26 protein-coding genes are annotated in these 26082 nt (G+C 63.9%); 10 read left to right on the plus strand and 16 right to left on the minus strand.

The genetic code is table 11. The features are described 5' to 3' along the window. Positions 1-45 precede the first annotated feature (45 nt). A complete protein-coding gene (gene ahpF / locus IEX64_RS00345) occupies positions 46-1635 on the plus strand; it encodes an alkyl hydroperoxide reductase subunit F (RefSeq protein ID WP_188817105.1) in 1590 nt (529 codons plus the stop codon). Positions 1636-2531: 896 nt separating this feature from the next. On the opposite strand, the gene IEX64_RS00350 is transcribed toward ahpF, so the two are convergent. The 3 genes from IEX64_RS00350 to IEX64_RS00360 all read right to left on the minus strand — a co-directional run bounded on the left by IEX64_RS00350 (position 2532) and on the right by IEX64_RS00360 (position 5060). Next, positions 2532-3116, minus strand: a complete 585-nt coding sequence (locus IEX64_RS00350; protein ID WP_188817107.1) for a Smr/MutS family protein — start codon at positions 3114-3116, stop codon at positions 2532-2534. After that, complete coding sequence (gene mltA / locus IEX64_RS00355; RefSeq protein ID WP_188817109.1) at positions 3113-4273, minus strand: murein transglycosylase A; 1161 nt, start codon at positions 4271-4273, stop codon at positions 3113-3115. The genes IEX64_RS00350 and mltA overlap by 4 nt, the downstream gene beginning before the upstream one ends. Positions 4274-4370: 97 nt before the next feature. Then, positions 4371-5060, minus strand: coding sequence for a Tim44/TimA family putative adaptor protein (locus IEX64_RS00360; protein ID WP_188817112.1), 690 nt, complete (start codon positions 5058-5060; stop codon positions 4371-4373). 265 nt (positions 5061-5325) lie between these two features. On the opposite strand from IEX64_RS00360, the gene secB reads away from it, so the two are divergent. The 3 genes from secB to trpS all read left to right on the plus strand — a co-directional run bounded on the left by secB (position 5326) and on the right by trpS (position 8679). Continuing rightward, entirely contained in the window at positions 5326-5838 is a 513-nt protein-coding gene (secB, locus tag IEX64_RS00365; protein ID WP_188817114.1) for a protein-export chaperone SecB, read from the plus strand. Between the two features lie 49 nt (positions 5839-5887). Continuing rightward, positions 5888-7468 (plus strand): murein biosynthesis integral membrane protein MurJ, encoded by a 1581-nt coding sequence (gene murJ / locus IEX64_RS00370; RefSeq protein WP_188817116.1) that lies wholly within the window; start codon positions 5888-5890, stop codon positions 7466-7468. Positions 7469-7659: 191 nt separating this feature from the next. Continuing rightward, entirely contained in the window at positions 7660-8679 is a 1020-nt protein-coding gene (gene trpS, locus IEX64_RS00375; protein ID WP_188817118.1) for a tryptophan--tRNA ligase, read from the plus strand. Here trpS and IEX64_RS00380 read toward each other — a convergent pair. Continuing rightward, on the minus strand, positions 8676-9332 hold the full coding sequence (locus tag IEX64_RS00380) for an MOSC domain-containing protein (RefSeq protein ID WP_188817120.1): 657 nt from the start codon (positions 9330-9332) through the stop codon (positions 8676-8678). The two genes, trpS and IEX64_RS00380, sit on opposite strands and share 4 nt — an antisense overlap. 206 nt (positions 9333-9538) lie before the next feature. On the opposite strand from IEX64_RS00380, the gene IEX64_RS00385 reads away from it, so the two are divergent. Continuing rightward, on the plus strand, positions 9539-10213 hold the full coding sequence (locus IEX64_RS00385; protein ID WP_188817586.1) for a DUF4136 domain-containing protein: 675 nt from the start codon (positions 9539-9541) through the stop codon (positions 10211-10213). A gap of 132 nt (positions 10214-10345) precedes the next feature. Beyond that, positions 10346-10516 (plus strand): hypothetical protein, encoded by a 171-nt coding sequence (locus IEX64_RS00390; RefSeq protein ID WP_188817122.1) that lies wholly within the window; start codon positions 10346-10348, stop codon positions 10514-10516. A 61-nt stretch (positions 10517-10577) separates the two neighbouring features. Here IEX64_RS00390 and dut read toward each other — a convergent pair whose 3' ends face one another. From dut to IEX64_RS00415, 5 genes are read right to left on the minus strand one after another with little or no spacing between them, the layout of a single operon-like run. Further along, complete coding sequence (gene dut, locus IEX64_RS00395) at positions 10578-11060, minus strand: dUTP diphosphatase (RefSeq protein WP_188817124.1); 483 nt, start codon at positions 11058-11060, stop codon at positions 10578-10580. Then, complete coding sequence (locus IEX64_RS00400; protein WP_188817126.1) at positions 11047-12651, minus strand: phosphopantothenoylcysteine decarboxylase domain-containing protein; 1605 nt, start codon at positions 12649-12651, stop codon at positions 11047-11049. Before IEX64_RS00400 ends, dut begins: the two co-directional genes overlap by 14 nt. A gap of 37 nt (positions 12652-12688) precedes the next feature. Beyond that, entirely contained in the window at positions 12689-13894 is a 1206-nt protein-coding gene (locus IEX64_RS00405) for a hypothetical protein (protein WP_229709985.1), read from the minus strand. After that, complete coding sequence (gene ubiB / locus IEX64_RS00410; RefSeq protein WP_188817128.1) at positions 13861-15426, minus strand: 2-polyprenylphenol 6-hydroxylase; 1566 nt, start codon at positions 15424-15426, stop codon at positions 13861-13863. The genes IEX64_RS00405 and ubiB overlap by 34 nt, the downstream gene beginning before the upstream one ends. Before the next feature lie 9 nt (positions 15427-15435). Then, positions 15436-16167, minus strand: coding sequence for a class I SAM-dependent methyltransferase (locus IEX64_RS00415; protein WP_188817131.1), 732 nt, complete (start codon positions 16165-16167; stop codon positions 15436-15438). A 117-nt stretch (positions 16168-16284) separates the two neighbouring features. Here IEX64_RS00415 and IEX64_RS00420 point away from each other — a divergent pair, with 117 nt between their 5' ends. The 3 genes from IEX64_RS00420 to IEX64_RS00430 all read left to right on the plus strand — a co-directional run bounded on the left by IEX64_RS00420 (position 16285) and on the right by IEX64_RS00430 (position 21372). Next, positions 16285-16848, plus strand: a complete 564-nt coding sequence (locus IEX64_RS00420) for a TetR/AcrR family transcriptional regulator (RefSeq protein ID WP_188817133.1) — start codon at positions 16285-16287, stop codon at positions 16846-16848. Positions 16849-16949: 101 nt separating this feature from the next. Continuing rightward, a complete protein-coding gene (locus IEX64_RS00425; protein WP_188817135.1) occupies positions 16950-19049 on the plus strand; it encodes a molybdopterin-containing oxidoreductase family protein in 2100 nt (699 codons plus the stop codon). A 100-nt stretch (positions 19050-19149) separates the two neighbouring features. After that, complete coding sequence (locus tag IEX64_RS00430; protein ID WP_188817137.1) at positions 19150-21372, plus strand: bifunctional diguanylate cyclase/phosphodiesterase; 2223 nt, start codon at positions 19150-19152, stop codon at positions 21370-21372. A 7-nt stretch (positions 21373-21379) separates the two neighbouring features. Here IEX64_RS00430 and IEX64_RS00435 read toward each other — a convergent pair whose 3' ends face one another. From IEX64_RS00435 to rplJ, 4 genes are all read right to left on the minus strand, one after another. Then, a complete protein-coding gene (locus IEX64_RS00435) occupies positions 21380-21850 on the minus strand; it encodes a CYTH domain-containing protein (RefSeq protein ID WP_188817139.1) in 471 nt (156 codons plus the stop codon). Between the two features lie 28 nt (positions 21851-21878). Next, on the minus strand, positions 21879-22781 hold the full coding sequence (locus IEX64_RS00440) for a CHAD domain-containing protein (RefSeq protein WP_188817142.1): 903 nt from the start codon (positions 22779-22781) through the stop codon (positions 21879-21881). A 160-nt stretch (positions 22782-22941) separates the two neighbouring features. After that, positions 22942-23322, minus strand: a complete 381-nt coding sequence (gene rplL, locus IEX64_RS00445) for a 50S ribosomal protein L7/L12 (RefSeq protein WP_188817144.1) — start codon at positions 23320-23322, stop codon at positions 22942-22944. Positions 23323-23411: 89 nt separating this feature from the next. Continuing rightward, a complete protein-coding gene (gene rplJ / locus IEX64_RS00450) occupies positions 23412-23927 on the minus strand; it encodes a 50S ribosomal protein L10 (RefSeq protein ID WP_188817146.1) in 516 nt (171 codons plus the stop codon). 465 nt (positions 23928-24392) lie between these two features. Between rplJ and IEX64_RS00455 the strand changes: the two genes are divergently transcribed. After that, positions 24393-24671, plus strand: a complete 279-nt coding sequence (locus tag IEX64_RS00455; RefSeq protein ID WP_188817148.1) for a hypothetical protein — start codon at positions 24393-24395, stop codon at positions 24669-24671. Between the two features lie 40 nt (positions 24672-24711). Here the strand turns inward: IEX64_RS00455 and IEX64_RS00460 are convergent, their stop codons facing one another. The 3 genes from IEX64_RS00460 to IEX64_RS00470 are packed head-to-tail and all read right to left on the minus strand — an operon-like array spanning position 24712 to position 26065. Then, complete coding sequence (locus IEX64_RS00460; RefSeq protein ID WP_188817149.1) at positions 24712-24963, minus strand: helix-turn-helix domain-containing protein; 252 nt, start codon at positions 24961-24963, stop codon at positions 24712-24714. Further along, positions 24963-25520, minus strand: coding sequence for a DUF2975 domain-containing protein (locus IEX64_RS00465; RefSeq protein ID WP_188817151.1), 558 nt, complete (start codon positions 25518-25520; stop codon positions 24963-24965). The genes IEX64_RS00460 and IEX64_RS00465 overlap by 1 nt, the downstream gene beginning before the upstream one ends. Then, positions 25520-26065: a DUF2975 domain-containing protein gene (locus tag IEX64_RS00470; RefSeq protein ID WP_188817154.1), complete on the minus strand. Its 546-nt coding sequence runs from the start codon at positions 26063-26065 to the stop codon at positions 25520-25522. Before IEX64_RS00470 ends, IEX64_RS00465 begins: the two co-directional genes overlap by 1 nt. Between the last annotated feature and the right edge of the window lie 17 nt (positions 26066-26082).

A 26082-nucleotide genomic window follows, 5' to 3' on the forward strand; every position in this document is an offset into this window, starting at 1 on the left:
TCGCCACTCGTCCCCACCCGATTCTAGACACAGGAATTTTCGACCATGCTCGACGCCAATATGAAGCAACAGCTCTCTCAGTACCTCGGCATGCTGCGCGAGCCGATCGAGCTCGTCGCCTCACTTGGCGACGATGCGAAGTCGGCAGAAACCCGCGAGCTGCTGGAGACGATCTCCGGCCTTTCGGACAAGGTCACCGCGACGTTCGACGGTGACGACGATCGCAAGCCGAGTTTCGTGATCCGCCGCGCCTCCGACGCCAGCGTCTGGGTCCGGTTCGCCGGTGTGCCGCTCGGTCACGAATTCACTTCGCTGGTGCTCGCCCTGCTCTGGGCCGGTGGGCACCCGCCCAAGGTCGAAGACGAGGTCCTCGACCAGATCCGCAATCTGGAAGGCGAATACAACTTCGAGATGTATTTCTCGCTGTCGTGCCACAACTGCCCCGACGTGGTGCAGGCGCTGACGCTGATGGCGATGTACAACCCGCACGTGAACGCCACACTGATCGAAGGCGGCGCCTTCAAGGATGAAGTCGAAAAGCGCGGCGTCATGGCCGTCCCCGCAGTCTTCCTCGATGGCGAGATGTGGGGCTCGGGCAAGATGGACGTCGCCGAAATCCTTGGCAAGCTCGACACGGGCGCCTCGGCCAAGGCTGCCGAGAAGCTCGCTGCCAAGGAACCTTTCGAAGTGCTGGTGGTCGGCGGCGGTCCCGCCGGGGCCTCGGCCGCGATCTACACCGCGCGCAAGGGCTTCTCGACCGGCATCGCTGCAGAGCGCATGGGCGGTCAGGTGCAGGACACCATGGGCATCGAGAACTTCATCTCGGTCCCCTACACCGAAGGTCCCAAGCTGGCCGCGGCGCTGGAACAGCACGTCGGCGAGTACGAGATCGACGCGATGAACCTGCTGCGCGCCGAAAAGCTGATCCCGGCCGATAAGAAGGGCGGTTACCACGAGATCGTGTTCGACAACGGCGCCTCGCTCAAGGCCCGCTCGCTGATCCTCACGACCGGTGCGCGCTGGCGCAATCTGGGCGTGCCGGGTGAAGCCGAGTACCGCACCAAGGGCGTGGCCTACTGCCCGCACTGCGACGGCCCGCTGTTCAAGGGCAAGCATGTCGCGGTCATCGGCGGCGGCAACTCGGGCGTCGAAGCGGCGATCGACCTGGCCAACGTCGTCGGCCATGTGACGCTGATCGAGTTCGATCATCAGCTTCGCGCCGATCAGGTGCTGCAGGACAAGCTGCGGTCAATGAAGAACGTCGACATCATCGTGTCCGCGCAGACCACCGAGATCACCGGCGATGGCAGCAAGGTGAACGGCCTGACCTACAAGGACCGCCAGTCCGGTGAGGAAAAGCATGTCGAACTGGCCGGCGTTTTCGTCCAGATCGGTCTGGTGCCGAACACCGAATGGCTCAAGGACTCGGGTCTGGAACTGTCCAACCGCGGCGAGATCGTGATCGACGAAAAGGCGGCGACCAATCTGCCCGGCGTCTTCGCGGCGGGCGATGCGACCACGGTGCCCTACAAGCAGATCATCATCGCCATGGGCGAAGGCTCGAAAGCTGCCCTGTCTGCCTTCGATTACCTGATCCGCAACGAAGCGCCCGAGGAGATCGCGCAAGCCGCATGATCGGCAGCGCGCCAGACACGGCAAACACGCGCGGGCGGGAAGCGACGAGCTTCCCGCCCGTTGCTCTTGCACCCAGCGAGATCTTGCCGAAAACCGGATCGTCCCCGCGCTTTCCCGGCAAAACGGCCCAGATCCGATCGCGAAAAAAGTTATACAGGACCGTCGGGTTGAAAATTTCAAGAATGTGATGTATATAACCTCACATGACGAACAGTATATCGGAATTTCATCGCTTCGCCTATCGAGAAGACAATTTCCACGACCTCCGCGACTATTGCGAAGAAAAAGGCATATGGGTTTGCCAATCGCTTCGCAGATCTGGGCCCATGACTTTTGCTCTGGCAAGAAACGGGGACGTGGCTTCTGAACTGAGCAGCCGTTTCAGCTAGGTCGCAAACGAAGCGAACTTTTTCATAACGTTTATTAGCAATCGACCGCGCACCCGCCGCCAAGGCGCTGGTGCGCGTTTTGCGTTTGGCCATTCTATTGGCTGACCGGAATTCCACTCGACCTGTCCCCTTCCTATCGACAGACATGCTGCAGCGCGGCATAGCGAGGAAATGGACATCTTTCAGCACTACGAACAGACGATAGAATGGATCGTCAGCCAGTGCCCCGGTCCCGACAAGTTCGCACACATGAGCGCAGGCCTCACTCTTTGGCTGTTAGCTGCTCTTTCTACACGTCGGCCGCTTTCCTCGTTTTTTACGCTGTTTCCCGTCGTCATCTTCGAACTCGCCAATGAAACCATGGACCGGATGGCCCACGGGACATGGAACTGGCCGGACACGATCCGTGACATGGCCGCCACTTGGTTTTGGCCGTTCCTCTTGTGCCTCTACCTTCGCGTACTTCCTGCGCTTTCGCGCCGAGGCGAGAACCGGCGAGATCCGAACCTAGCGCCGCCTTTTGAGAACCACGTAGATGGCACCGGCGCCGCCGTGCCGCCGGTGGGCTCCGCGAATGGCGACGATGTCGGAGGCGTACTGGCTGGCGGCAAGCCAGTCTGAAATCTTGGCCCTGATGGCGCCGCGCCGCTCGCCCCGGTCCATGGCATCGACAGGACGGGGCTTTCCGGTCACGACAAGGACCACGCGGGCACCCATGGCCAGCGCCTGCCCCAGCCCGTGCATCAAGCGGCTATAGGCGGCATCGAGGTTCGCGCCGTGCAAGTCCAGACTGAAGTCGGGCACGAGCGTACCCTTCGTTATTCGGCGCTCCCAAGACCCGTCCAAGTGCGCAGGCGCGTCCGACCGCTTGGGCTGCACCGGCACGGGCTTTGGCGGCAACGGCGGCGGTATCCGGCCTTTCGCCTTTTTCCTGGGCGGCTGCGGTGCAGGGACCGTATCGCGCGCCTTGTCCGGCCCCCTGTTCTCATGGTGGGATGCCGGGCGCGGCGGATCCAGCGGCGTGACGGTTCGGGTCACCTGCGACCAGAGATCACGCTCCTCCGCAGACAGCCTGCGACCGGGACGTCTCACCGCACACCCAACCGCGCCAGAGTGCCCTTGGGAACCAGCACCAGCGCCTTGCCAGGTGCGCTCATGTCGCCGGCTATCTCCCGAGCCTGCTCGCCAGCCCCCCAGAACGTGTCGAAACGATTGGCACCCTTGATCGCGCCCCCCGTATCCTGCGCGACCCAAAGGCCATCGGCCTCACGGCGATCGAGATCCAGCCACACAGGCGCACCGAGCGGAACGAAGCGGGGATCGGCAGCGACCGAGGCATGGGGGCGAACCGGCACACTGAGCGCGCCGAGCGGGCCGTCGCCGGTCAATTCCCTGAAAAACACATAGGACTTGTTCTCATCCATGAGCGCTTTCCCTTCGGCGGGATGCTCGCGAATGTACTGCATGATACCCTGCATCGATGCCGGATACTGGCCCGGCCCATCGCCGATCAGACCCCGGTCGCGCATGACCTTGCCAATGCTGGTATAGGGCAAACCATTCTGGCCCGCATAGCCGATCCGCATGACCGCACCATCGGGGGCCTTCAATCGTCCCGAGCCCTGGACCTGCAGGAAGAAGACCTCGACCGGGTCCTGAGCCCAGGCAATCTCGTGGCCGCGGCCCATGAGAGCGCCCTGCTCGATCGCCGCGCGGTCCCAATACGCGGTGAAGCGGCCATCGGCGTCGTAACGGCCGCGCGGCATCCGGCCATCGGCGAGAGGCTTCGCATCACCCGTTTTCGCGCGCACCAGATCGGGTGGCAGGCCGTAGACCGGGACGTCGAACCCGGGCTGACGGGTCCGCACGCCGGCGATTTCCGGCTCGTAATAGCCTGTAGCGTGAGCCTTGCCATCACCGACGCGGACCGTCTCGAAGTAGCTGAAAAAGAAAAGAATGGGTGAGCCAGTGCCCCAGTTTTCGGCAGCCGTACAGGCTGGCCGCCAATCTTCGGGACGCGTGAGCGCGCTGCCATCTGTACGCGACATGACGCGCGGACAGCTTTCGCGAAACGAGGCAAGCGCGCGCGCAGCTTCGGTAGCGGTCAGCGAGAGACGGGAAAGCGCTGGTCCACGTTCGACACCGAGTGCCACGGCGGTTTCCGCCGGCGGCAACTGGGCGCCAGGCTCGGGAGGAATGACGCTTGCGCAGGAAGACAGCGAGAGAAGGAATGCGACGACTGCCGACATCCTGGCCGGCTTGCGGTCAAGCCGCCTCGGCAGTCCCCCTCGCCGCAATGCTCCAATCTCCGAAAAAGGGGGCCGGGCACCGGCCCCCGGAAAGCCCTCAGCCCTGGTCGGTCTCGTCCAGCAGCCAGTCGGGATCTGCCGAGTTCAGAGCGCGCTTGAACGTCCAGATGTCGACAGCTTCGATCGCATCGTCGAGCGAACCGGCTACCACCTGTCCCTCGGCATTGCGCGTCACGGCAGCAATGTCGGCACGGAAGCGCAGGGTGATGCGGGCCATGCCGCCGTCGACGCCCGCCGAAACCATGGCGCACTCTTCGATGCGCACCAAGCGGTTGTCGAGCGTTTCGCCAGCTTCGTTGCGGGCATCGATAGCACCGGCAAAGCTCTCGTAGACGTCGTCGTCGCACAAATGACGCAGCTCTTCCTTGTCGCCCTTCCAGAAGGCTTCAAGGACCATGCGATAGGCACCGCGCGCGCCTTCAAGAAAGGCGAAGGCGTCGAAGCGACGGTCGGCATTGGCGATTTCTGCAAGACCGCGCTCGACCGAGGGCGGAGCAAGCGGCATTTCGCGCGGGCGCAGGCCCTGCTCGGCGCGGCCACGCTCATCGCTCTTGGCATCAGGCTTGGCCTGAGCCGGGACACGCGGAGCACCCGGACGGCCCTGACGCCCTTCGAAGCGGCCCTGGATCGGCTCTTCCTCGTGCTCGGCACGACGGCCCAGCACAGAGTACAGCCGCAGCCCCAGGAATGCTGCGATCATGGCCAGGATCACTATTTCCGGTGTCACGTTCCTTTGTCCATCCTTCTTCTTGCGCGTGGCGGAAGCCCGAAGACTCACGCTGCAATGCGTCAGCTTAGCCCGAGATAGGTACAGTTTACAAATGAACAACGCGTGAGCAGGCCGATCGGGGCAATTTTCCGGCGATCCGTTGCGGTTTTGGCCGCTCAAGCGCCTCCCGAGGCAAAAATCCCGGCGCACAGGTGTTCCACGCCGGGCGAAAATGCTCTAGGCGCGCCGGCTAACACAGAATTCTTTGCGGGAAACCTTACCAATGGCCGACGAAGGCAACGTCATTTCCGATCTGAACCTGGGCAACGGCGAGGACACCGGTCCCTCGGCAGGCATCATTTCCCAGTACGTCAAGGATCTCTCGGTCGAGAACCCCAATTCGCCGCAGAGCTTCTCGTGGCAGGATCAGCCGCAGATCGACGTGCAATTCAACATCGGCGCGCGCGCGATCGACGGTGAGGTCCACGAGGTCGAACTCAAGATCACCTGCACCTCCAAGGCGGAAGCCGGCACGGCCTTCGTGGTGGACCTGAGCTACTGCGCGCTCGTGGGCATGCGCAATCTCGAGGAAGGCCAGTCGCACGCGTTCCTGTTCGCCGAAGCACCGCGCATCCTCTTCCCCTTCGCGCGCCGCGTGATCGCCGATGCCGTGCGCGATGCCGGCTTCGCGCCCCTGATGCTCGAGCCGATCGACTTCAACGGCCTCTACGTCCAGCAGCTTCAGGCCCAGCAACAGGCCGATGCCACGCAGGGCGAGCCGGTCGGCAACGCCTGACCGGCAAACGCTGACAACCGGCGCCTGACGGCCGCGGAAAGCTGAACGCATGAGCCTCGTTCGCAATGTCGGAACGATCGGGGGGCTGACCGCGCTCAGCCGCGTCTTCGGCTTCGTGCGCGACATGCTGATCGCGCGCGTGCTGGGGGCCGGAATGGCCGCCGACGCCTTCCAGCTCGCCTTCGTGCTGCCCAATACCTTCCGCCGGCTTTTCGCGGAAGGCGCCTTCTCGGTCGCGTTCGTACCGATGTACACCCGCGCTCTCGCCGGAGAAGGCGGCGAGGAAGCAGCGGACCGGTTCGCGAATGATGTTCTGGCGGTCTTCATCTGGGTGCTGCTTGGCTTTTCCGCCGTGGCCATGCTGGTGATGCCCGGAATCGTCTGGCTGCTGGCCCGCGAGTATCAGGAAATCCCCGGCAAGTACGAACTCGCCGTCACCCTCTCGCGGATCACCTTTCCCTATCTCGGGCTGGTGAGCCTGGTGGCCATGCTGTCGGGCGTGCTCAATGCCCACTCGAAGTTCGCCCCCGGCGCCTTCGTGCCGGTCCTGCTCAACATCGTCCTGATCACCGGCATCATCACCGGCTATTTCATGCGCGAAGCCGGCGGCACGGACGTGACCGTGGCCTATGTGCAGGCGATTGCGGTCGCTGCGGCGGGCGTTGCCCAGTTGCTCTACATGGGCTGGGCCACGCGCAAGGCCGGCGTGACGCTCAAGATCACCCCGCCGCGCCTAACCCCCGAAGTGAAGCGGCTGGGCATGCTGATCCTGCCCGCGACGTTCGGCGCCGGCGTCTATCAGATCAGCCAGTTCGTCGACACGTTCTTCGCGACCTCGCTTCCGCAAGGCTCGCTCACGCTGCTCAAGTACGCCGACCGGCTGAACCAGATGCCGCTCGGCATCGTCGGCATTGCCCTCGGCACCGCGATCCTGCCGATGCTCGCGCGCCACATCCAGAGCGGCGATTCGCGCGAGGCGCAGCGGCTGCAGGCCAATGCCGTGGAGATGGCAACGCTGCTGACAATTCCCGCTGCGGCTGCCCTGGCCATCTGCGCGCCTGCCTTCGTCACCGCCTTCTTCGTCGGCGGAAAGATGACCGAGGCCAACGGCACGATCATGTCCAGCATCGTCGTCGCGCTCGTTGCCGGTCTGCCCAGCTACGTTCTGGTCAAAGTGTTCCAGCCCGGCTTCTTCAGTCGCGAGGATACGCGCACCCCGGTCTGGATCGCCGCAGGCACGCTGATCGTGAACATCGGCGTCAACATCGTGATCGTGCCGATCTACGGTATCGTCGGCCTTGCCGCAGCGACGGCCTTTACCTCGACGCTTAACGTGCTGACGCTCTACACCATCCTGCAGATCCGCGGGTGGTTCCTCTTCACCGGCAAGCTGGCAGGACGGATCGCGCGGCAGATCGTCGCCACTGCAGCCATGAGCGGCGTCCTCTACATGCTGATGCCGCTGATGGCCGACCGCTATGGCGGCAATGTGTTCGAGAGGGTCTGGTCGCTCGGCCTTCTGTGCGGGGCCGGCATGGTTGTATTCTTCGGTGTCGCCTATGCCATCGGCGCGCTCGACAAGGACCTGCTCGCGCAGCTGCGCCGCCGCCGCTCCAAGCCTGCCGCCTGAGGCTTCCAAACGCCGGCGTTTGTGCTAAGGGCCGCGCCATGCAGGCATTCTTGTCCCTCGAGAATCATGGCTGGCATACCGGCCGGGCGGCTTGGCGATGGCGCTGCGCCACACGCTGACCCATCCCCTCTGCCGTACGCTCTGAGCGCGCGGCCCATGCACTTTCCGCACGTTTCATGAAGGACGCACGCATGCGTATCGTTTCCGGCATTCAGCCTACCGGCAACCTGCACCTCGGCAATTACCTCGGCGCCATTCGCAACTGGGTGAAGATGCAGGACGACATGGCTGCACAGGGCGGCCAGAGCCTCTACTTCCTCGCAGACCTTCACGCGATCTCGATGCCGCATGTTCCGGCCGAACTCACCGCCAACACCCGCGAGATGGTCGCCGCTCTGGTGGCCTGCGGCATCGACCCGGAACGCTCGATCCTGTTCAACCAAGCGCAGGTCCCGCAGCACGCCGAGCTGCAATGGCTGCTCAACGGCACTGCCCGCATGGGCTGGCTGAACCGCATGACGCAGTGGAAGGACAAGGCGGGCAAGAACCGCGAAGGCGCCTCGGTCGCGCTGTTCACCTACCCGGTGCTGCAGGCCGCCGACGTGTTGCTCTATCAGGCGACCCACGTTCCCGTGGGCGAGGACCAGAAGCAGCACCTCGAACTGGCGCGCGACATCGCGCAGAAGTTCAACAACGACTTCGCATCCGAGGAAAATCCGGTCTTCACGCTGCCCGATCCGATCATCCCGCCCGAAGCCGCGCGCATCATGAGCCTGCGCAACGGTTCGGCGAAGATGAGCAAGTCCGATCCCTCGGACATGAGCCGCATCAACCTGACCGACGATGCCGACACGATCATGCAGAAGATCAAAAAGGCCAAGACCGATCCGGAGCCGCTGCCGAGCGAGAAGGCAGGGCTGGAAGGGCGCGCTGAAGCGGCCAACCTCGCCGGTATCTATGCCGCCATGGCGGGCACTTCGGTCGAAGCGGTGCTGGCCGACTTCGGCGGCGAGGGCTTCGGCAAGTTCAAGCCGGCGCTGGGCGAGCTGCTGGTGGAAACGCTGGCACCGATCAACGATCGCTTCGTGCACTTGCGCGCGGACCACAGCGCGCTCGATGCTATCCTGAAGGCCGGTGCCGAGAAGGCCCGGACCCTCGCGATCCCGACGCTGGACAAGACTTACACCGCATTGGGACTGGTGCGCGGCTAAACGCCGAGCAGTTTGGCTCGCCGTGCTTTCCACGGCTCGGCGAGTCCGGTGACGGCACCAAGCGCTTCCAGCCCATCACGGTCCTGCTTGTGGTCGCCAGCCACCAGCAGACCGAAGGTTCGCGCAACCGTCCATTCGGGATGAGGCCGTTCGAGCAGGGCGATCATATCGCCGGCTGCGGCCTCTCCTTCTTCCAGCACCCGGTAGTACCAACCCGCCCGCCGTGCCTTCACCATGCGTGCATTGACGGGCAGCCCCCCGAATCGGTGATCGAGTTTCCAGCAGGGCTGGCGGCCCTGGCTGACCTCGACCGTGGCCGTGCCGAACCGGTAGCGATCACCGATGCAGACCGTCTCCTCGGTCATGCCGTGGGTCGCGATGTTTTCGCCGAAAGCGCCATACTGATCCAGCAGCGGATGATCGCCGATCTGTGTGCGCCAGAAGGCATAGTGATCGTGCGGGTAATGATGGATCGCCTTGTCCGGACCGCCATGCACAGTGAGGTCGGCCTGTTCGTCGCCGGCAAGCCCCAGGCGATGCACGCGGACCGGCCCGTCGACCGGCGTCTTGGCAATGCCGCTGGGCTCGTCCGGCTTGCGGAAGGCCTGCACAGGGCCGCATTGCAGGGAAAGAACAGGGGTCGGACTCGTCATTTCGGCTCTCGCTTCCTACATGCAGGGCAACCGGTCGCGTCGCAGCCGGGTGTGCACGGCGAATGAACGCAATACACGTTCCATCGCAGGCGGCCCACCATTCAACGGCTATTCATGGCGTTGTTTTTACGACAAGATCGCAAAGAACCGAAGCCATGCACCCGAGAGAACGGACGGGGCCCTTCGGGTTCGTGGAGCTTAGTATGATGACAGACCAACCGATCTCGCATTTCGGCAAGCTCCGCCTTGCCGCGGCGGCCGTGCTGCTCTTGGCCCTTGCCGCATGCGCCACCCCCTTCAAGGCCGATGTTTCGCGCTTCCAGTCGCAACTTCCGGCCCCCACGGGCCAGACGTTCGCGATCGTCGCCGACGATCCGCAGCTCGCCGGCGGTCTCGAGTTCGCGCAGTACGCCGGTCTCGTGCAGACGCAGATGGCGGATCTCGGCTACACCCCGGTGGAAGACCCGAGCAAGGCCACGCTGATCGTGCGCTTCGACTATGGTGTCGACAACGGGCGTGAACGCGTGCGCTCGACCGGTCCGAGCGGCTTCTGGGACCCGTGGTATGGATACCGGCCCTTCGGCATGTATCGTCCCTATCCCTACAGCTACTGGGGCAACCCATGGCACTATGGCTGGTACGATCCGTTCTTCGACAGCGGCCGGGGCATGGATTCCTACACCGTCTATACCAGCGGCATCTCGCTGAAGATCGACCGTGCCGCCGATGGCGAGCGGGTGTTCGAAGGCCAGGCCGAGGCCGTCTCGACCTCGAACCGCCTGCAGTACCTCGTGCCCAATCTGGTTGAAGCGATGTTTACCGGCTTCCCCGGGAACTCGGGCGAGACCGTGCGCATTACAGTGGCGCCGGAAAAGAAGTGACATGACCTGATTGGCTCCCCTCCTGCAGATGCAGTGGGAGACACCGAGGGACGGGTCCGGCGCGAATAGCGGCGGGCCCGTCCTTTGTTATGATGGAAGCATCTTCAGGCTGCGAGGAACCGGACACTTCCCTTGAACACGTTCATGGCCATCATGTCGCAGCTCTTCTGGGGCGTGACGGTGGGGGCGCTGTCCTCCAGCTTTTCCTTTCTCGCGAAAAGCGTGATCGTCGTGGCCGGACTGGGAGGGGCCGGATGGCTTGGCCTCAAGCGCAGGCGCAACCGTCGGCACGACGACGACTGATAAAACGCGATCGCGCGCCGCGGCGGCTGGCAAAAATGCCTGCCCGTGCCCTTCCTGACGTTCAGTTCCCCAGCGAGACCACGCCGCCGGTCGATCCGAACCCGCCTTCACCGCGCACGGTCTCGTCGAGCTCTTCCACCGGGAGCCAGCTGGCCCGCGTCACCGGAGCCAGCACGAGCTGCGCCACGCGGTCGCCGCGGCGAATTTCGAAAGCGGCCGTCCCGTGGTTGATGAGAATGACCTTCAGCTCGCCGCGATAGTCTGAATCGATCGTGCCCGGCGTGTTCGGCACCGTGATCCCATGCTTGAGCGCGAGACCCGAGCGCGGGCGAACCTGAATCTCGAAACCGTGCGGGATGGCTACGGCCAGCCCGGTTGCCACGGCATGGCGTGCGCCAGGGGAAATACTCACATCCTCCGCCGAGACCACGTCCATCCCGGCCGCGCCTTCGGTGGCATAGGCCGGCAAGGCCAGGCCCTCTCCGTGGGGCAGCACCTTGATCGGCACGGGAACTTCGGTGCCGGAATTGTCAGACGAGTGCATCGGTAAACCTTTCGACGAGGATGCGCGCGACATCCTCCTTGGGCATTTCGGGAAGCGAGATCACGTCATCCCCGCGAACGATGTGCACGGCATTGGCATCGCCGCCCATCACATCGCCGGAAACGTCGTTGGCGATGATCCAGTCGGCACCCTTGCGCTTGCGCTTTTCCTTGGCGTGCTGGATCACGTTTTCGGTTTCGGCCGCAAACCCGATCAGCAGCGGCGGACGGTCGGGGCGGGAAGCCACCGTGGCGAGAATGTCCGGATTCTCGGTCAGCAGCAGAGCGGGCGGCGCGGAGCCGCGCTTCTTGAGCTTTTCCTTGGCGATATCGGCCGTACGCCAGTCGGCAACGGCGGCCACCATCACCGCAATGTCCGCCGGAAGCGACCGCTTGACGGCATCGGCCATCTGCAACGCGCTTTCGACATCGATCCGGTCCACGCCCGGGGGCGTTTCCAGATGGACCGGCCCGGCGACCAGCGTCACGCAAGCCCCGGCGCGCGCCGCAGCGGCAGCAATCGCGAACCCCTGTTTGCCCGACGAGCGGTTGGCGATGTAGCGCACCGGATCGATGGGCTCCCAGGTGGGGCCGGCCGTGATCAGCACATGCTTTCCCTTGAGCGGCCCGTCTTCCGGTATGGCGTCGAAATGCTCCGGTTGGCCGGCCTCACCATGGCGCGATACGAGATGGTTGATCGCATCGGGATCCGTCGGCGGCGCACCACGCGCACTGCCCTTCTTCGAAATCAGCAACGACCCGGCGGGGCCTTCCGCAGCAGGAGAACTCTGCGTCTCAGGCGCTTCGTCGTGCCCGAACGTGATCGCCTTCTTTGCCTTCTTGAGACCGCGTGAAATCATCGAGCCGGTCAGCCCGCCGAGGCCGAGATCGTCGGCCGCGCCGTGCTCGGGTTCCGGCTCGCTGAACTGCGGTTGCCATTGCGACGGATCGGGCTGCGGCTCAGGCTCGGGAAGCCGGGCCGTCTGCGACAGGCCGGGATAGGGCGTGGGCTCGGGCTCGCTGCCGGGCAGCGGCGCCACTTCGACCGGGCCGAGCCCCAGAACCCAGGAGATACGCTGCCAGATGGCGATGGGATCGGGCAACCGGCCGGGGCCGTACTCGCCGCAGGCCATGGTCCCCTCATCGGGCTCCATCACATCGACGCCCGCCTCGCGCAGGACCTGCACGTTGCGCATGGTCGCGGCATGCTGCCACATCCGCACGTTCATCGCCGGCACCGCCATGACCGGCTTGTCGGTCGCCAGCAGCATCGTTGTCGCGAGGTCGTCGGCAATGCCCGAGGCCATCTTGGCCATGAGGTCCGCCGTTGCCGGGCAGACCACCACCAGATCAGCCTCGCGGCTGAGCTGGATATGGCCCATCTCGGCCTCGTTCCTGAGATCCCACAAGGTGGTGTAGACGGGCTTTTCGGAAAGCGCGGCGAGCGCCATCGGCGTCACGAACTTCGTGCCGGCCTCTGTCACCACGCAGGTAACCTCGCCCCCCTCCTTGCGGATGGTGCGGACGAGTTCGCAGGCCTTGTAGGCGGCAATACCGCCCCCAACGACCAGAAGGATTCTGGGTCCACTCATGGACCGGGCTTGTGCAACAGCGGGCATGGACACGCAATTAATTTGAGGGCGGCGCGGGCGCCCTCGCGCGCGAAAGGGCAGCGGCGGCCAATTGCGACAGCGCCCGGGGTGCAAAAACGATACCGGCGAACATGGCGGGCGCGATCATCGCCCCCCAGTAGAAGTTGTCCCAGCGCCCGGCGAGCATGAAGGCAAGGCCGTATCCGGCGCTCAGCAGGAAACCGAAGAGGCCGGCCCTGCCCTTGAAGCCAAGCCAGCCGAACGTCATCAGAACGACTGCGGGACCCGCAAGGAAATGCGGCAGCCAGCGCAGGTTGCTGGCCTGCACGACGTTTCCAAGCCAGCCCGAAAGGCCGCGTACGACCAGCCAGGGTGCCGAATGCGGATCGCTGGGCAGCACATCGCGCGACACGAGCGAGAGGTGCACCGACAGCGCGGCGAAGAACACGGTCACCAGCGCAGCCCATGCGGCAGCCTCGCGCCAGTTGCGATACCAGAGCGCCGTCGCGGCCATCAGCAGCACGAACGGCAGTGCATGTTCGCGGATCGCGAGAGCCAGCGCCGCAGCGCAGAAGGCCGCGCTCCATTTCCCGCCGCGGCCGTTCGCACCGATACGATGCAGGCCGAAGGAGAGGGCGATCAGTCCGCCCGCCCATAGCTCGTGCAGCGGAAAGTAATGGCGATTGAGGCCGAGCGACGCGCCGACGAACACCGTCGCCGTCGCCAGGCGGCGCAGGCGCGGCGACACACCTTCCTCGCCGAACCGCCGCCACCAGGCGGCGACAATACCCAGCATCAGGGCGAGCGCGGCAACGATCTGGCCGGGGGTGCCCAGCCAGGCATCGAGATAGGCCAGCGTCGGCAGCCGCACCGCAAGGCCGGGGTTGACCGGATAGTCGCGTGCACGCTGCAAGGGGACGATGAAGTCGTAGTAGTTCTCGCCCTTGCCGAGACGGTCGATCGCCTCTTCGTAGAGGGCGATGTCCTCATCGTAGGGTTCGTCCGCTGCGCCTGCCTTGCCGGCAGTGGCCATGGGCCCTTCGACCGGGCCGAGCCACGGCGAACGGCTGCTTGGCTTGGAGACCGGGACGAGCGCGGAGGCCAGAAGCAGCGCCGCCAATCCAGCCAGCGCAATGCGCGCTAGCAGAGGCGACCAGCCAGCGAAACGGTTGGCGTTCACAGCGCCAGCGAGGACGCGCTTGTCCTCCGCTAGCTCAGGAAACTCCAGTACGTGAACGCCCATGCGACAGCACCCCCCAGGATTGCCGACGCACCATAGCCCACCCAGGGGTTACTTTGACGTTTACGCGGCCCGCCAAGACCCAAAATGAGATCGATCTCGGGAAGCGGCGCCTGCTCGGGCGCGCCGCCCTTGGGCGGGTACTTTTCCTCGAGCCGGCGAACCAGTGCCGGCAGGCGCGCAAGTGTCCCCAGATCCTCGCGCAGCCGGTCGACGATCACCGCTTCCGGGCCGAGTTCGTCGCGGATCCAACCCTTCACGAACGGCGCGGAAACGTCCCACATGTTGATGTCGGGGTCGAGCGCGGTGGCCAGACCCTCGACCATGACCATGGTCTTCTGCAGCAGCAGCAGATGCGGCTGCACCTGCATGTCGAAATCGCGGGTGATGGCAAACAGCCCGTCGAGCATCTGCCCGACCGACAACTCGCTCACCGGCTTGCCGCGCATCGGCTCGCCCACTGCGCGCAGGGCGGAAGCGAAATCCTCGACCGAGTGGTAGGAGGGCACGTACTGCGCCTCGAAGTGGATTTCAGCCACGCGGCGATAGTTGCCGGTCGTCAGGCCGTAGAGGATTTCCGCCAGCCAGAGCCGGGCCTGCCGGTTGATCCGCCCCATGATGCCGAAGTCGATGGCGACGATGGTGCTGTCGGCGCGCACGAACAGGTTGCCCTGGTGCATGTCGGCATGGAAGAAACCGCAGGAAATCGCCTGCGTGAGGAAGGTCAACACCAGCTTGCTGGCAAGCGCGGGCAGATCGTGCCCGGCGGCGCGCAGGCCGTCGATATCGCTCATCTTGACGCCGTCGATCCATTCGACGGTCATCACCGAGCCATTGGTACGGTCCCAGTCGATCTCGGGGATCGCATAGCCCTCGATCCCCTTCATCATCTCGGCCAGTTCGGAGGCGGAGGCCGCCTCGCGCCGCAGATCGAGCTCCCGAAGGGTCCAGCGCTTGAGATTGGCGATGACGGCGCGCGGACGAAGGCGCGATGCTTCGCCGCCCAGCGCTTCGAGATGAGCCGCAGCCCATTCATAGGTTTCCACGTCGCGAGTGAACTGCTCGCGGATGCGCGGGCGCAGCACTTTCACCGCCACGGTGCGGCCATCGGTCGTCACGGCGCGATGCACCTGCGCGATCGAGGCGGCGCCGATCGGCTGCTCCTCGATGCTGGAGAACAGCGCTTCGAGCGGTCGTTCGAACGTAGTCTCGATCTGCATGCGAATGGCCGAGAACGCCACCGGCGGCAGACTGTCCTGCAACGTCAGCAGATTGCGTGCGGGGCCCTCGCCAACCAGATCCGGACGGGTCGCCAGAGCCTGTCCCAGCTTGATCGCGGCCGGGCCGATCTCCTGAAACGCTCCGGCATAGTCCGGCTCATCGCCCTGCCGGGCCCCGAACCGCGCGAAACGGCACAACCGCTTGACCGGAGCGGGTGCATTGCGGTCGTTCTCGATGCCGCGCAGGGCGCCGTGCCGTGCCAGCACGCGGCCCCATTTCCAGAGCCGGGCGATGTGAGTAATCGGTCGCGTCACAGTGGCTGCTCAGACCTTCCAGCCCGAGTGGATCGCCACGAGCCCGCCCATGATCGGCTCAACCTTGGTGTGCTTGAACCCCGCATTGCGGATCATCGCCTCGAATTCGGGCATGGGCGGAAAGCGGCGGATCGATTCGATGAGATAGCGATAGGATTCGGCATCGCCAGCGACCATCTGCCCGATCTTCGGCACCAGCTTGTGCGAATAACTGTCGTAGACTTCCTTGAAGCCCGGCCATTCGGTGGTCGAGAATTCGAGGCAGAAGAAACGGCCACCGTACTTGAGAACGCGGAACGCCTCGGCGAGCGCCTTGTCGATATGGGTCACGTTCCGGATACCGAAGGCGATGGTGTAGGCATCGAAGAACCGGTCTGGGAAAGCCAGCTCCTCGGCGTTCTGGCGCGACCACACGAGACCGTCGAAACCGCGCTCCATCGCCCGTTCGATGCCCACGTCGAGCATGTCCTGATTGATGTCCGAGACGGTGATGCTCGCCCCGTGCTCGGCCATGCGAAAGGCGATGTCGCCGGTACCGCCCGCCATGTCGAGGATCTGCTCGCCCTCGCGCGGCTTCACCCGGCGCACGAACTTGTCCTTCCACAAACGGTGCATGCCAGCGGACATGGCATCGTTCATGACGTCGTACTTGCGCGCAACGGAAGAAAAGACCGCACCGACCCGGTGCTCCTTCTCCTCGGCGCTGACTTCTTCGTAGCCGAAGGAAACAGTATCGCTCATACCCCGCGCTTTAGGCGGATTTGCGCCGGGCGCAAAGGGAGATGCGGCAATCCGTCCGCGACGGGGCGATAGCGTGCGAAACTTGTCTGCCGCCCTGCCGCCTCCTAAGCCATCCTCATGGAAGCCAAGCGTGAACCCAGACGGCGCGATCCCGCCAAAACGCAGGCCCGGATACTCGATGCCGCTTTTGCGCTGTTCTCCTCGCAGGGCTACGCGAAGACCGGCATGCGCGAAGTAGCCGAAAAGGCCGAAGTCGCGACATCGCTGGTCGTGCGCTACTTCGGCACCAAGGCCGCGCTGTTCGAGCAGGCGCTGGTTCGCGCGCTCTATGCCCAGGGCTTTTTCGTCCGCGACAAGGACGCCTTCGGCGAGGAAATGGCGCGGCTCGTCATCAAGGACGAGGAGGCGCGCATTCCGGCGATGATGGTGCTGGCGATTGCCGATCCCGAATCGCGCGATATCGCCCGCAAGGTGACCGAACAGGTCGTTCTGAAGTCGCTTGCCGACTGGCTGGGGCCGCCCGATGCGCAGACGCGCGCGCTGCATATGCTCACACTGATGAACGGCTTCACCATCCAGACCCGCCACCTGCGATCGGGCGATATACCGCCGGAAACCGTGCGCTGGTTTGCGCAATCGCTGCAGGCGATCGTCGATCAGGGACGTGCCGAAATCCCCTAGCAATCGGCTTGCACGGAACCTTACCCTCGTGATAATTGGTACAGGTGTACACTTACGGACCGCGAGAGGTCCGGAGCACCGCCTGAGGGAGAGGCACGGTCATGGCAACGCGACACATCGATTACGGCAGTGAAGAGGCCCGGCCGCTTCCGGTGGAGGCCGAGGACGGCGATCGGATCGAGCACAAGCGCACTTATTGCAAGGTCTGCATGACGAACTGCGGCCTCATCGCCGAAGTCGCCAACGATGAGAAGATTCTCAAGGTCAAAGCCGACCCGGATCACCCGATCACGCAGGGCTACAGCTGCCCGAAGGGCCGGGCCACCGGGCAGATCCATCACCTCGACCATGCCATCACCAAGCCGATGATGCGCAAGGACGGCGAACTGGTCGAAGTGTCGTGGGATGAAGCGCTCGACGATATCGGCAAGCGCCTGCGCGCGGTGATCGACAAGCACGGCCCGGACTCGGTGGGCATGTACTTCGGCAGCGGGCTGGGCCTCGATTCCGCCGGCTACTCGATGGAAGAGGCCTTCTACAAAGCGCTCGGCACACCGCCCAAGTTCACCCCGCTGACCAACGACACCACCGCCAAGGTGATGATCGCCGGGGCCATGGCCAGCTTCTACGGCATCAATCCCAAGACCGACTACGACAACTGCCAGATGGTGCTCTATGTCGGCACCAATCCGATGGTGAGCCACGCGCACAATACCGGCATGTTCAAGCCGGGGAACTGGCTCAAGGCGATCAACAAGCGTGGGGGCGAAGTCTGGGTGATCGACCCGGTGCGCACCGAAACCGCCAACTTCGCGAAGGGCCATATCGCTGCCTACCCCGGTCGCGACTATGCCGTATTGGCCTGGATCGTGCGCGAGATCCTGGCGGGCGGTCCCTTGAATCCGCAGCAGCCGGTCAAGAACCTGGACCGGCTGCGCTCGCTTCTCGCAGACTATGACCGGGCCAAGGCCGCCGAGATCGCCGGTGTGCCCGAAGAGCAGCTGCAGGAACTGCTGGACGCCATTCGCCGCCGCAAGATCCTGGCGATCGAAACCGGCACCGGCACCGGCATGTCCCCCGGCGGCAACCTCACCGTCTGGTTCGCCTGGCTGATCGCGATTCTGACAGGGTCGATGAACGTGAAGGGCGGCCTGTGGATCCACCCCGGCGCTCTGTTTCCCTTCGACCAGTTCGTCGATCACCTGCCGCTGCTGGATAGCGCCTTCACGCCCGGCTCGCACGTGCGCCCCGATGTGAAGGGTATCCTCAACGACTGGCCCTGCGCCGTCCTGCCGCAGGAAATCGAGCAGGGCTACATGCACGCCCTGTTCAATTTCGGCGGCCACCTGTTCCGCTCCTTCCCCGATGTGAAGGCGCTGCAGGAAGCGCTGCCCAAGCTCGATCTGCTGGTCAGTACCGAGATCACGCACAATGAGCTGAGCCCCTACTGCACACACATCCTGCCGACCAAGAGCACGGTGGAGCGCAACGAATTCACGCGTTGGGACACGCTCAACTGGAGCGTCAATCTCCAGTACGCTCCGGCGCTCGTCAAACCGATGGGCGAGCGGCGCTCGGCCTGGTGGGTGATCTCGCAATTCATGCGCCGCGCCGATCTGCCGGTGCCGAACCATGTGCCGCAGGAGCACAGCGACGAGAACGACGAACTGATGCAGGCCTCGCTGCTCGCCACGGCTCGCTGCTCGTGGGAAGAGCTCAAGGAGAAGCGCGTCGTCGAATTCCCGATGGACCTGCCCGCCGCCTGGGTGGAGCGGCTGTTCGAACGCAACGGCGGGTGGGAACTGGTGCCGGACGAGTTGGAACAGCAATGGCTGCAGTTCCGCGCGGCAGATGAAGCCGGGCTCGGCAAGCCCAAGCCGCTGGTTTTCACCTCGCGCCGCCAGCGCCGAAAATTCAACGGCCAGATCGGCTTTCTGGGGGAGATCGCCGACTGCCTGATTCACCCCGATACCGCGGCCGCTCATGGCATCGAAGACGGCCAGAAAGTGCGCGTATCCAACAAGTCGGGCGAGATATTCGTCACCGCCAAGTTCGATCCGACAATGCGGGCGGGCGTCTGCTCGATCCCGCACGGGCACCGCGACGCGAACGTCAACAACCTGACCTGCACGCACGACATGGATCCGCTGGGCGGCATGGCGCACTACAGCGCCGTGCCGATCTCCATCGAACCGGCCTGAGCGACCTTCTCCCCTTGGTGCGCCTTAGGGTTTCCTTAGTGAGACGTCCTGTAGCGTAACGCCGGCGCCTATTGTTTGGGCGTGAAGCAGGGTCGGGTCATTGAGTCTAGCGTCTGGCATTGCCGAAAAATCCCGGCGACACCGGCTTCTGGTGCCGATCGCCGCGATGACGTTCGGCACGCTGGTACTACTCGTCCTGCTCGCCTCTTTCCTGATCGTTTGCTTCGACTGGACCGCCTCGCTGCGTGAGCGTCACATGGTCGAACAGGGGTTTCAGCGCCTGCTCGAACAGTACCAGGAAAACATCGTCCCGCAGGCCGACTGGGATGTGGCCGTCGAGAAGCTGGATCACGAATTCGACCCCAAGTTTGCCGATGACAACTTCGGCATCCAGCTGTTCACTTTCTACGGCTTCACACACACTTTCTTCGTCGATGGTCAGGGCAAGGTTCTCTACGCATCCGTGCGTGGCGAGCAAGCCGACAAGAAAACCTTCCGGCCTTTTGCCGCCACGGTTGCGGAACTGCTGAAACCGATCCGCAAGGCGGAAACGGCAAGACCTCCCATAACCCCCGACCCCGACACCCAAGGCACGGTGACCAGGCCGATCCAGTCCCACGCGATGGTCCGGATCCACGACACCGTGTACATCCTGATCGCGACGCTGGTTCAGCCCGATCTGGGACTCGTCCTGCCAAAAGGGCAGAGCGCGCCCGTCGCGATTACAGCCATGCCAATCGATCGGGCCATGCTGCAAACCTTCGCGTCGCGGTATCTGGTCGACGACCTCCAGGTCGTCGATGCGGGAACGACCGCCATCGGCATGACCCATCTGCTGCTACACTCCCCATCCGGCAAGGAAATCGCCGCGCTCGCCTGGACACCGCGGCGTCCCGGCATCCTGCTGCTCGAACAGCTGCTCCTCCCGATGCTGGGCGCTCTGGTTCTGCTGGCTCTGGCCGGGTGGGTCCTCGTCAGACGCAGCGGCGTCATTGTCGACGAACTGATCATGAACGAGAAGCAGGCCAAGCACCTTGCTTATCACGACCAGCTCACGCACGTGCCCAACCGCACGATGCTGTTCGAACGCCTGCCGGAAATGCTGAACGCCGTTGGGCAGGACTTTGCCATGCTGGCGGTTCTCTGCGTCGATCTGGACCGCTTCAAGGAAGTGAACGACACGCTGGGTCACGAAGCCGGAGACCTGCTGCTCAAGGCCCTCGCCGACCGCCTGCGGGCCACTTGCGAGACGGCTCCGGAGGCGCTGGTCGCACGGTTGGGCGGCGACGAGTTCGTGCTCGTCTGCCCGGTGCAAAACGAACAGGAAGCCAAAGAGCTGGCCGAGCGCTGCCTCGGGCTGATCATGAAGCCGATGACCTGCGATTATGGCCAGATCGATGTCGGTTGTTCGATCGGCGTCGCCCTGATCGGCGAAGGTCAGGCCGATCCCTCGGTCGTGCTGCGCCACGCGGACATGGCGCTTTACGAAGCCAAGGCTGAAGGCAAGGGACAAGTGCGCTTCTTCGAGCCCGCCATGGCCGAAGCCATGAGAATGCGCCGTACTCTGGAAGACAGCCTGCGCGTCTCGCTACGTACAGACGACTTCCGTATGGTCTATCAACCCCAGGTCGACGTCGACGGAAATGTCGCGGCCGTTGAAGCACTGCTGCGCTGGAATCATCCGGAACTCGGCGAGATATCGCCTGCGGTATTCATTCCACTGGCGGAAGAAACCGGGCTTATCATGGCGATCGGCGAGTTCGTCATGCGCAAGGTCTTCGAGGAAACCGCGCAGTGGCATCACATACGTGTCGCGATCAACGTATCCGCCGTGCAAATGCGCACGCCAGGCTTCGCGACGCAGGTCATGCAGCTTGCCGCGAGGGCGGGTATCAAACCATCTCGCTACGAGATCGAACTGACCGAAACCGCTCTTCTCGGCGACGGTCCGGCCACGAACGAGAACTTCGATGTCCTGCGCAAGCTCGGCTTCTCGATCGTCCTCGACGATTTCGGCACCGGCTACTCCAGCCTCAGCCTGCTGCACCGTTTCCGCGTCGACAAGATCAAGATCGATCACAGTTTCGTGGCCGGGCTGACCTCCAGCGGCGAAGTGAATGCGCTGGTCGGCGCGATCGTCAAGCTGGCGCGCTCTTTCGACCTCGGGGTTATCGCCGAAGGCGTGGAAACCGACGAGCAACGCCATCATTTAACCCTGGTGGGCTGCACCGAATTCCAGGGTTTCCTCACCGGACGCCCGATGCCTGCCAGCGATATCGCAAGCCTGTTCGCACCCTCCGGCACCCTGCTCCGGCAGGCATGACAGGTTCTCAGCTCTCGCGGGCGAGCACGGCGTTGCTGTAGGCCGGGTCCCCCGTCACTTCCCGTCCCAGCCATTCGGGCAGTTCGATCCGCTCATCGGCGGTGCCCAGTTCGATTTCCGCAATAACGAGCCCCTCGTGGGCGCCGCCGAAGACATCCACTTCCCAGGTTCGTCCATTTTGCGCCGGGACGAGATGCCGCGTTTTCTCGACGATCCGGCCGCTCCGCAATTCGAGCATCGCCAGCGCCTCTTCCACTGGAATTGCGTATTCGAATTCCGCGCGGGAAAGCGCCGGCCCCTTGCCGTCGGGCGCAGCCTTGACCGTCAACCGGGCACTGCTCTCGTCCACGACACGCACGCGAACGCTCGCCTTACCGTTCTTCGACAGATAGGCCTGACGGATCTTCCGGGCTCCGGAGACCTCGGCCCGCCAAGCATCTCCCGCCACAAGGAACTTGCGTTCGATTTCGACTGCCATGACGCTTGGGCCTCCACGCTTTTCCGGTTCAGGACCCGGCGCCGGTACGCCAGATATGCCAAAGCGCGTGCCAGTGCTCGGACACGGCATCGGGCTCCTGGGCAAGCAACCGGTCGACCAGAGGCGCCATCTTCTCCTCAAGCCGGCCGCGCTTTTCCATGGCGTGCGTCAACAATGCTCCGGCAGGTTCAGCGAGTCCGGCCTCCGCAGGCAGACCGGCAAGGTGCTCCTCGAAAACGCTGATGTCGTGGTGCAGGCCCAGCAGATCGGCCGCACGGCTCAGTTCGGACGCGCGCGGCTTCATCACGGCCGGCCAGACCGGTTTGAACAGGCGGGTGTGATACCAGTGATACTTCATGCGCTTGCGCAGGTCATGGAAGCGCAGAGCCGTGGGCTTGCGCCGCACCTTGCCGGCCGCCTTTTCCGCCTGCTTCAGGATCTTTGCCAGACCCGGCCCCAGCGCGGACCAGCCATCCTCGTCGACTGTCCATGATGCAACGCGCCGTCGCGCCTTCTGCAGGCGATCGCGCGCCTCGTCGAGCTGCTCCGAAGCGGCATCGCCCTGCTCCACATCGGCCAGTTGCTGCGAGAAGTACTCGCGTACCGACAAGGCCATGGCCAGATCGCCGTCCAGCTCGGTATCGCGGGTCAACATGTCGAACGTATCGAGCAGCACGCGGGCATCGCGCGTTCCGGCGAGTAGACCGGCAATCTCGCGATACTCGCCGTTCTCGCGAGCATACCCGGAAAACGACGGCCGGATCAGCCGCACCAGCGCGCGGATCTTCTTGCACGCCTTGCGCACCTCGTGGCGCGCGGTGTCTCGATCGCTGCTGTCGATCGCATGGAGCGCGCCATCGATCTGCTCGCGCGCGATACGGCGGACCGCCCGCTGCACGGTGCGGTCGCTTGCTTTGAACTTGTAGGCCATCGCTGCCTCAAAACGTCATCGTGCCGTACCGGCAAGTGCAGACAGGGGTTTGTCACAAAAGTGCAATCGCATGCAAAGCCGATTTGAGATTCATAGAAAAAGGGCGGCCCCAGCGGAGCCGCCCTTTCCCTTTTTCGTCTCGAAAGAACCGAGAAGAAGATTACTTGAGCTCGACGGTGCCGCCGGCTGCTTCGATCTTCGCCTTGATTTCCTCGGCTTCCGCCTTGTTGACGCCTTCCTTGACGGCCTTCGGAGCACCTTCAACGAGGCCCTTGGCTTCGGCGAGACCCAGGCCGGTGATGGCGCGGACTTCCTTGATGACCTGGATCTTCTTGCCACCGTCGCCGGTGAGGATCACGTCGAATTCGGTCTGCTCTTCAGCAGCGGCACCAGCGTCGGCACCACCAGCGGCGGGGCCGGCAACGGCGACGGCGGCAGCGGCGGAAACGCCCCATGCCTCTTCGAGGGCCTTGGCGAGGTCAGCCGCCTCAAGGACGGTCAGCTGCGACAGTTCTTCAACAAGCTTGGCGATATCGGCCATTGTACTTCACTCCTGATCTGTGGTCCCGCCGGGGCCTCATGCCGCACGGACGGGATAAATCGTTTCGAAACGTGTTACCGAGGCTTGGCTCAGGCAGCGTCCTTGGCGGCGTAGGCGCCGAAGACACGGGCCAGCTTGGCCGCCGGAGCGGTCGAGAGCTGGGCGATCTTCGTGGCCGGAGCCTGGACGAGACCAATGAGCTTGGCACGCAGTTCGTCGAGCGAGGGCATCGAAGCGAGAGCCTTGACACCGTCGGCGTTCAGAACCTGCGAGCCCATTGCGCCGCCGACGATTTCGATCTTGTCGGTCGTCTTGGCGAATTCGACAACGGCCTTGGCGGCTGCGACGGGGTCCACCGAAGTGGCAATGGCCGTCGGGCCGGTCAGGAAGTCGCCGATACCGACATAGTCGGTGTCCGCAATGGCAAGCTTGGCAAGACGGTTCTTCGCAACCTTGTAGGACGCGCCGGCTTCACGAACCTTCGTGCGCAGTTCGGTGGACTGGGCCACCGTCATGCCGAGGTTGCGGGTGATGACCACCACGCCGACCTCGTTGAACGTTGCGTTGAGCTGGGCGACCGCATCGGCTTTCTGCGAACGATCCATGCCTTACTCCTTCACATGTGGCCGAACCGGGTTGCCCCGGACGGCCGGCTACGTTTGTCCACGGCGCCAGAAGCACCATGGGCGAGTCCGTTCGATGGGGAAGGAGTATCGCGCCTGAAGCGCGATGGCGGCGCCACGCTCAAAAGGAGCGAGGGCCTGTAAATTTCCTGTTCCCCGTCTAGGCTGCAAATTAAGAGGGAAGCCCTCAGCAGCGGTCTCGGACGGATGATCGGCAGGCAGAACCCGCCGGTCGGGGCGGGCCAATGACGCAAATGCCTGCGAGAGTCAAGAACAGGTTGGGATGCCAAGCCCGCCGCGGCCTTATCTGGCGCGGCGATGGAGTGGCTCTCGACACCCCTCCGCACATTGCGCGTTAATACGTATATCGAGCACACCAGTTCTTAACCCGCCCATGCAAGCCTGCTTGTTCTAGCGGGGGGTATGAGCAGCCTGGAGGCAGTTCGTATGCGCTTGAACGATTACAGACCCGTTCCCTTCGCCATTGGCGGCGTGGCCCATACCAAGCCTGCGCGCACGATAGACGCGCCATCATCAGCAAAGCGATATGGTCCCGAGGACGAGAACGGCTTCAAGCCGATGTTCTTCGGGCACCAGCAGCCGGACAACGAGGCCGAGGCGCAATTGCGGCTCGACTGGGAACAGGCGGCTGCCCAGATGATCGCCAAAGTCTACTCGCAGGAAGACGACCAGAGAAAAGGGGCCCTGGTCGACCTTTCGGTCTGACCAGAGCCCCTCGCGCATATCTCGTCCGTGAGGGAAACCGTCAGTCGGTACTCACGGTCCGATAGGTCAGGAGGTCGCCGGGCTGGCATTCCAGTTCGCGGCAGATGGCCTCGAGCGTGGAAAAGCGGATGGCCTTGGCCTTGCCGGTCTTGAGGATCGAGAGGTTGGCCAGAGTGATGCCGATGCGTTCGGCCAGTTCGGTCAGCGTCATGCGCCTTTCATGCAGCAGGTCGTCGAGTCTCACCACGATCTGAACTCCTTCGTTCGGGGTTTCTTTTTCAGCGGCGGCCATCACACGGTCCCTTCGACTTCGGTCTGCAGCCGGCTTCCGTGACGGAAGACGCGGGCCAGAACGAAGAGAACGAGGGCAAAGGCCAGGACGTTGCCACCACCGAGATCGACCGAGATGTCGAAGCCTGCGATGTTGCCGCCGACCGGCACGTCAAGCCGGCGCGCAAGCCACCCGATCACGCCCAGCTCGACCACGCGCCAGCCAAGACGCTCGATGCGGCCGGCGTTGGCCGGATCGAAGGCGTTGCGCTCGGCCACCGTGGCGACAATGTTCAGGACATTACCGATACCGCCGGCGATCACCGAAAGCGCCACAAGCGCGAAGATCAGCGAGCTCACCTGATCCCAGGCGGGGTCCGAGAACGGCAGGCCCATCGGCGAAGCCGTCGTCATCGTGAGGACCAGCGCTGCGAGGGCTGCTGCCATGGTCAGCGCGATGCCGACGAGAGCAATTACGAGGACCACCACAGCGACCACGAGAAGCGGGTCCTGCAGACTACGGCGCCAGGTTTCGCCGGAGGGCATCTGCTTGCGGAACATGTTCAGTCCAAGGTCCATCACACAGTCCCTTCGAGTTCTTCGCGCATCTCTGCGCCCTTGCGGAAGACACGGGCGAGAATGAACAGGATGAGTACGAGCAGCAGTCCGTTGCCATCGACGCCGTTTGAGTGGACTTCGGCGTCTACGCCTGTGCCTTCGGTCACATTGTGAATCCAGATCACAAGGCCCGTGATCGGCAGGCTGACAAGCTGCACGGCAAGCGTAAGCCAGGCCATCCGCGTCAGGCGCTTCGCATTGACCGGTACGAAGGGATCGCCCACGCCGACGGTATCGACGATCTGTTTGAGAAGCTGGAATATCCGGAACAGGATGCCGAGCAGCGTCGCTGCCAGCAGCAGGACTGCGGCAATCGCCATGATGAACTGCGGAAAATCCAGGTTCGGCGCTTCTTTCGAGAGGTGCTCGATCACGGTGTCCTGCCCGATGAACAGAGCAGGCACCGCGATCAGGCAGGCCAGCGCCGCCAGAGCCATCACGCCCATCAGGAACCAGAGGATGGCTTTGGCTATGGCGAGAAGCGGATCGCGCGTAATCGAAGTCATCTTGCGTCGCCCCCCGA

This window comes from Novosphingobium indicum (assembly GCF_014645195.1).
Lineage (GTDB): Bacteria > Pseudomonadota > Alphaproteobacteria > Sphingomonadales > Sphingomonadaceae > Novosphingobium > Novosphingobium indicum.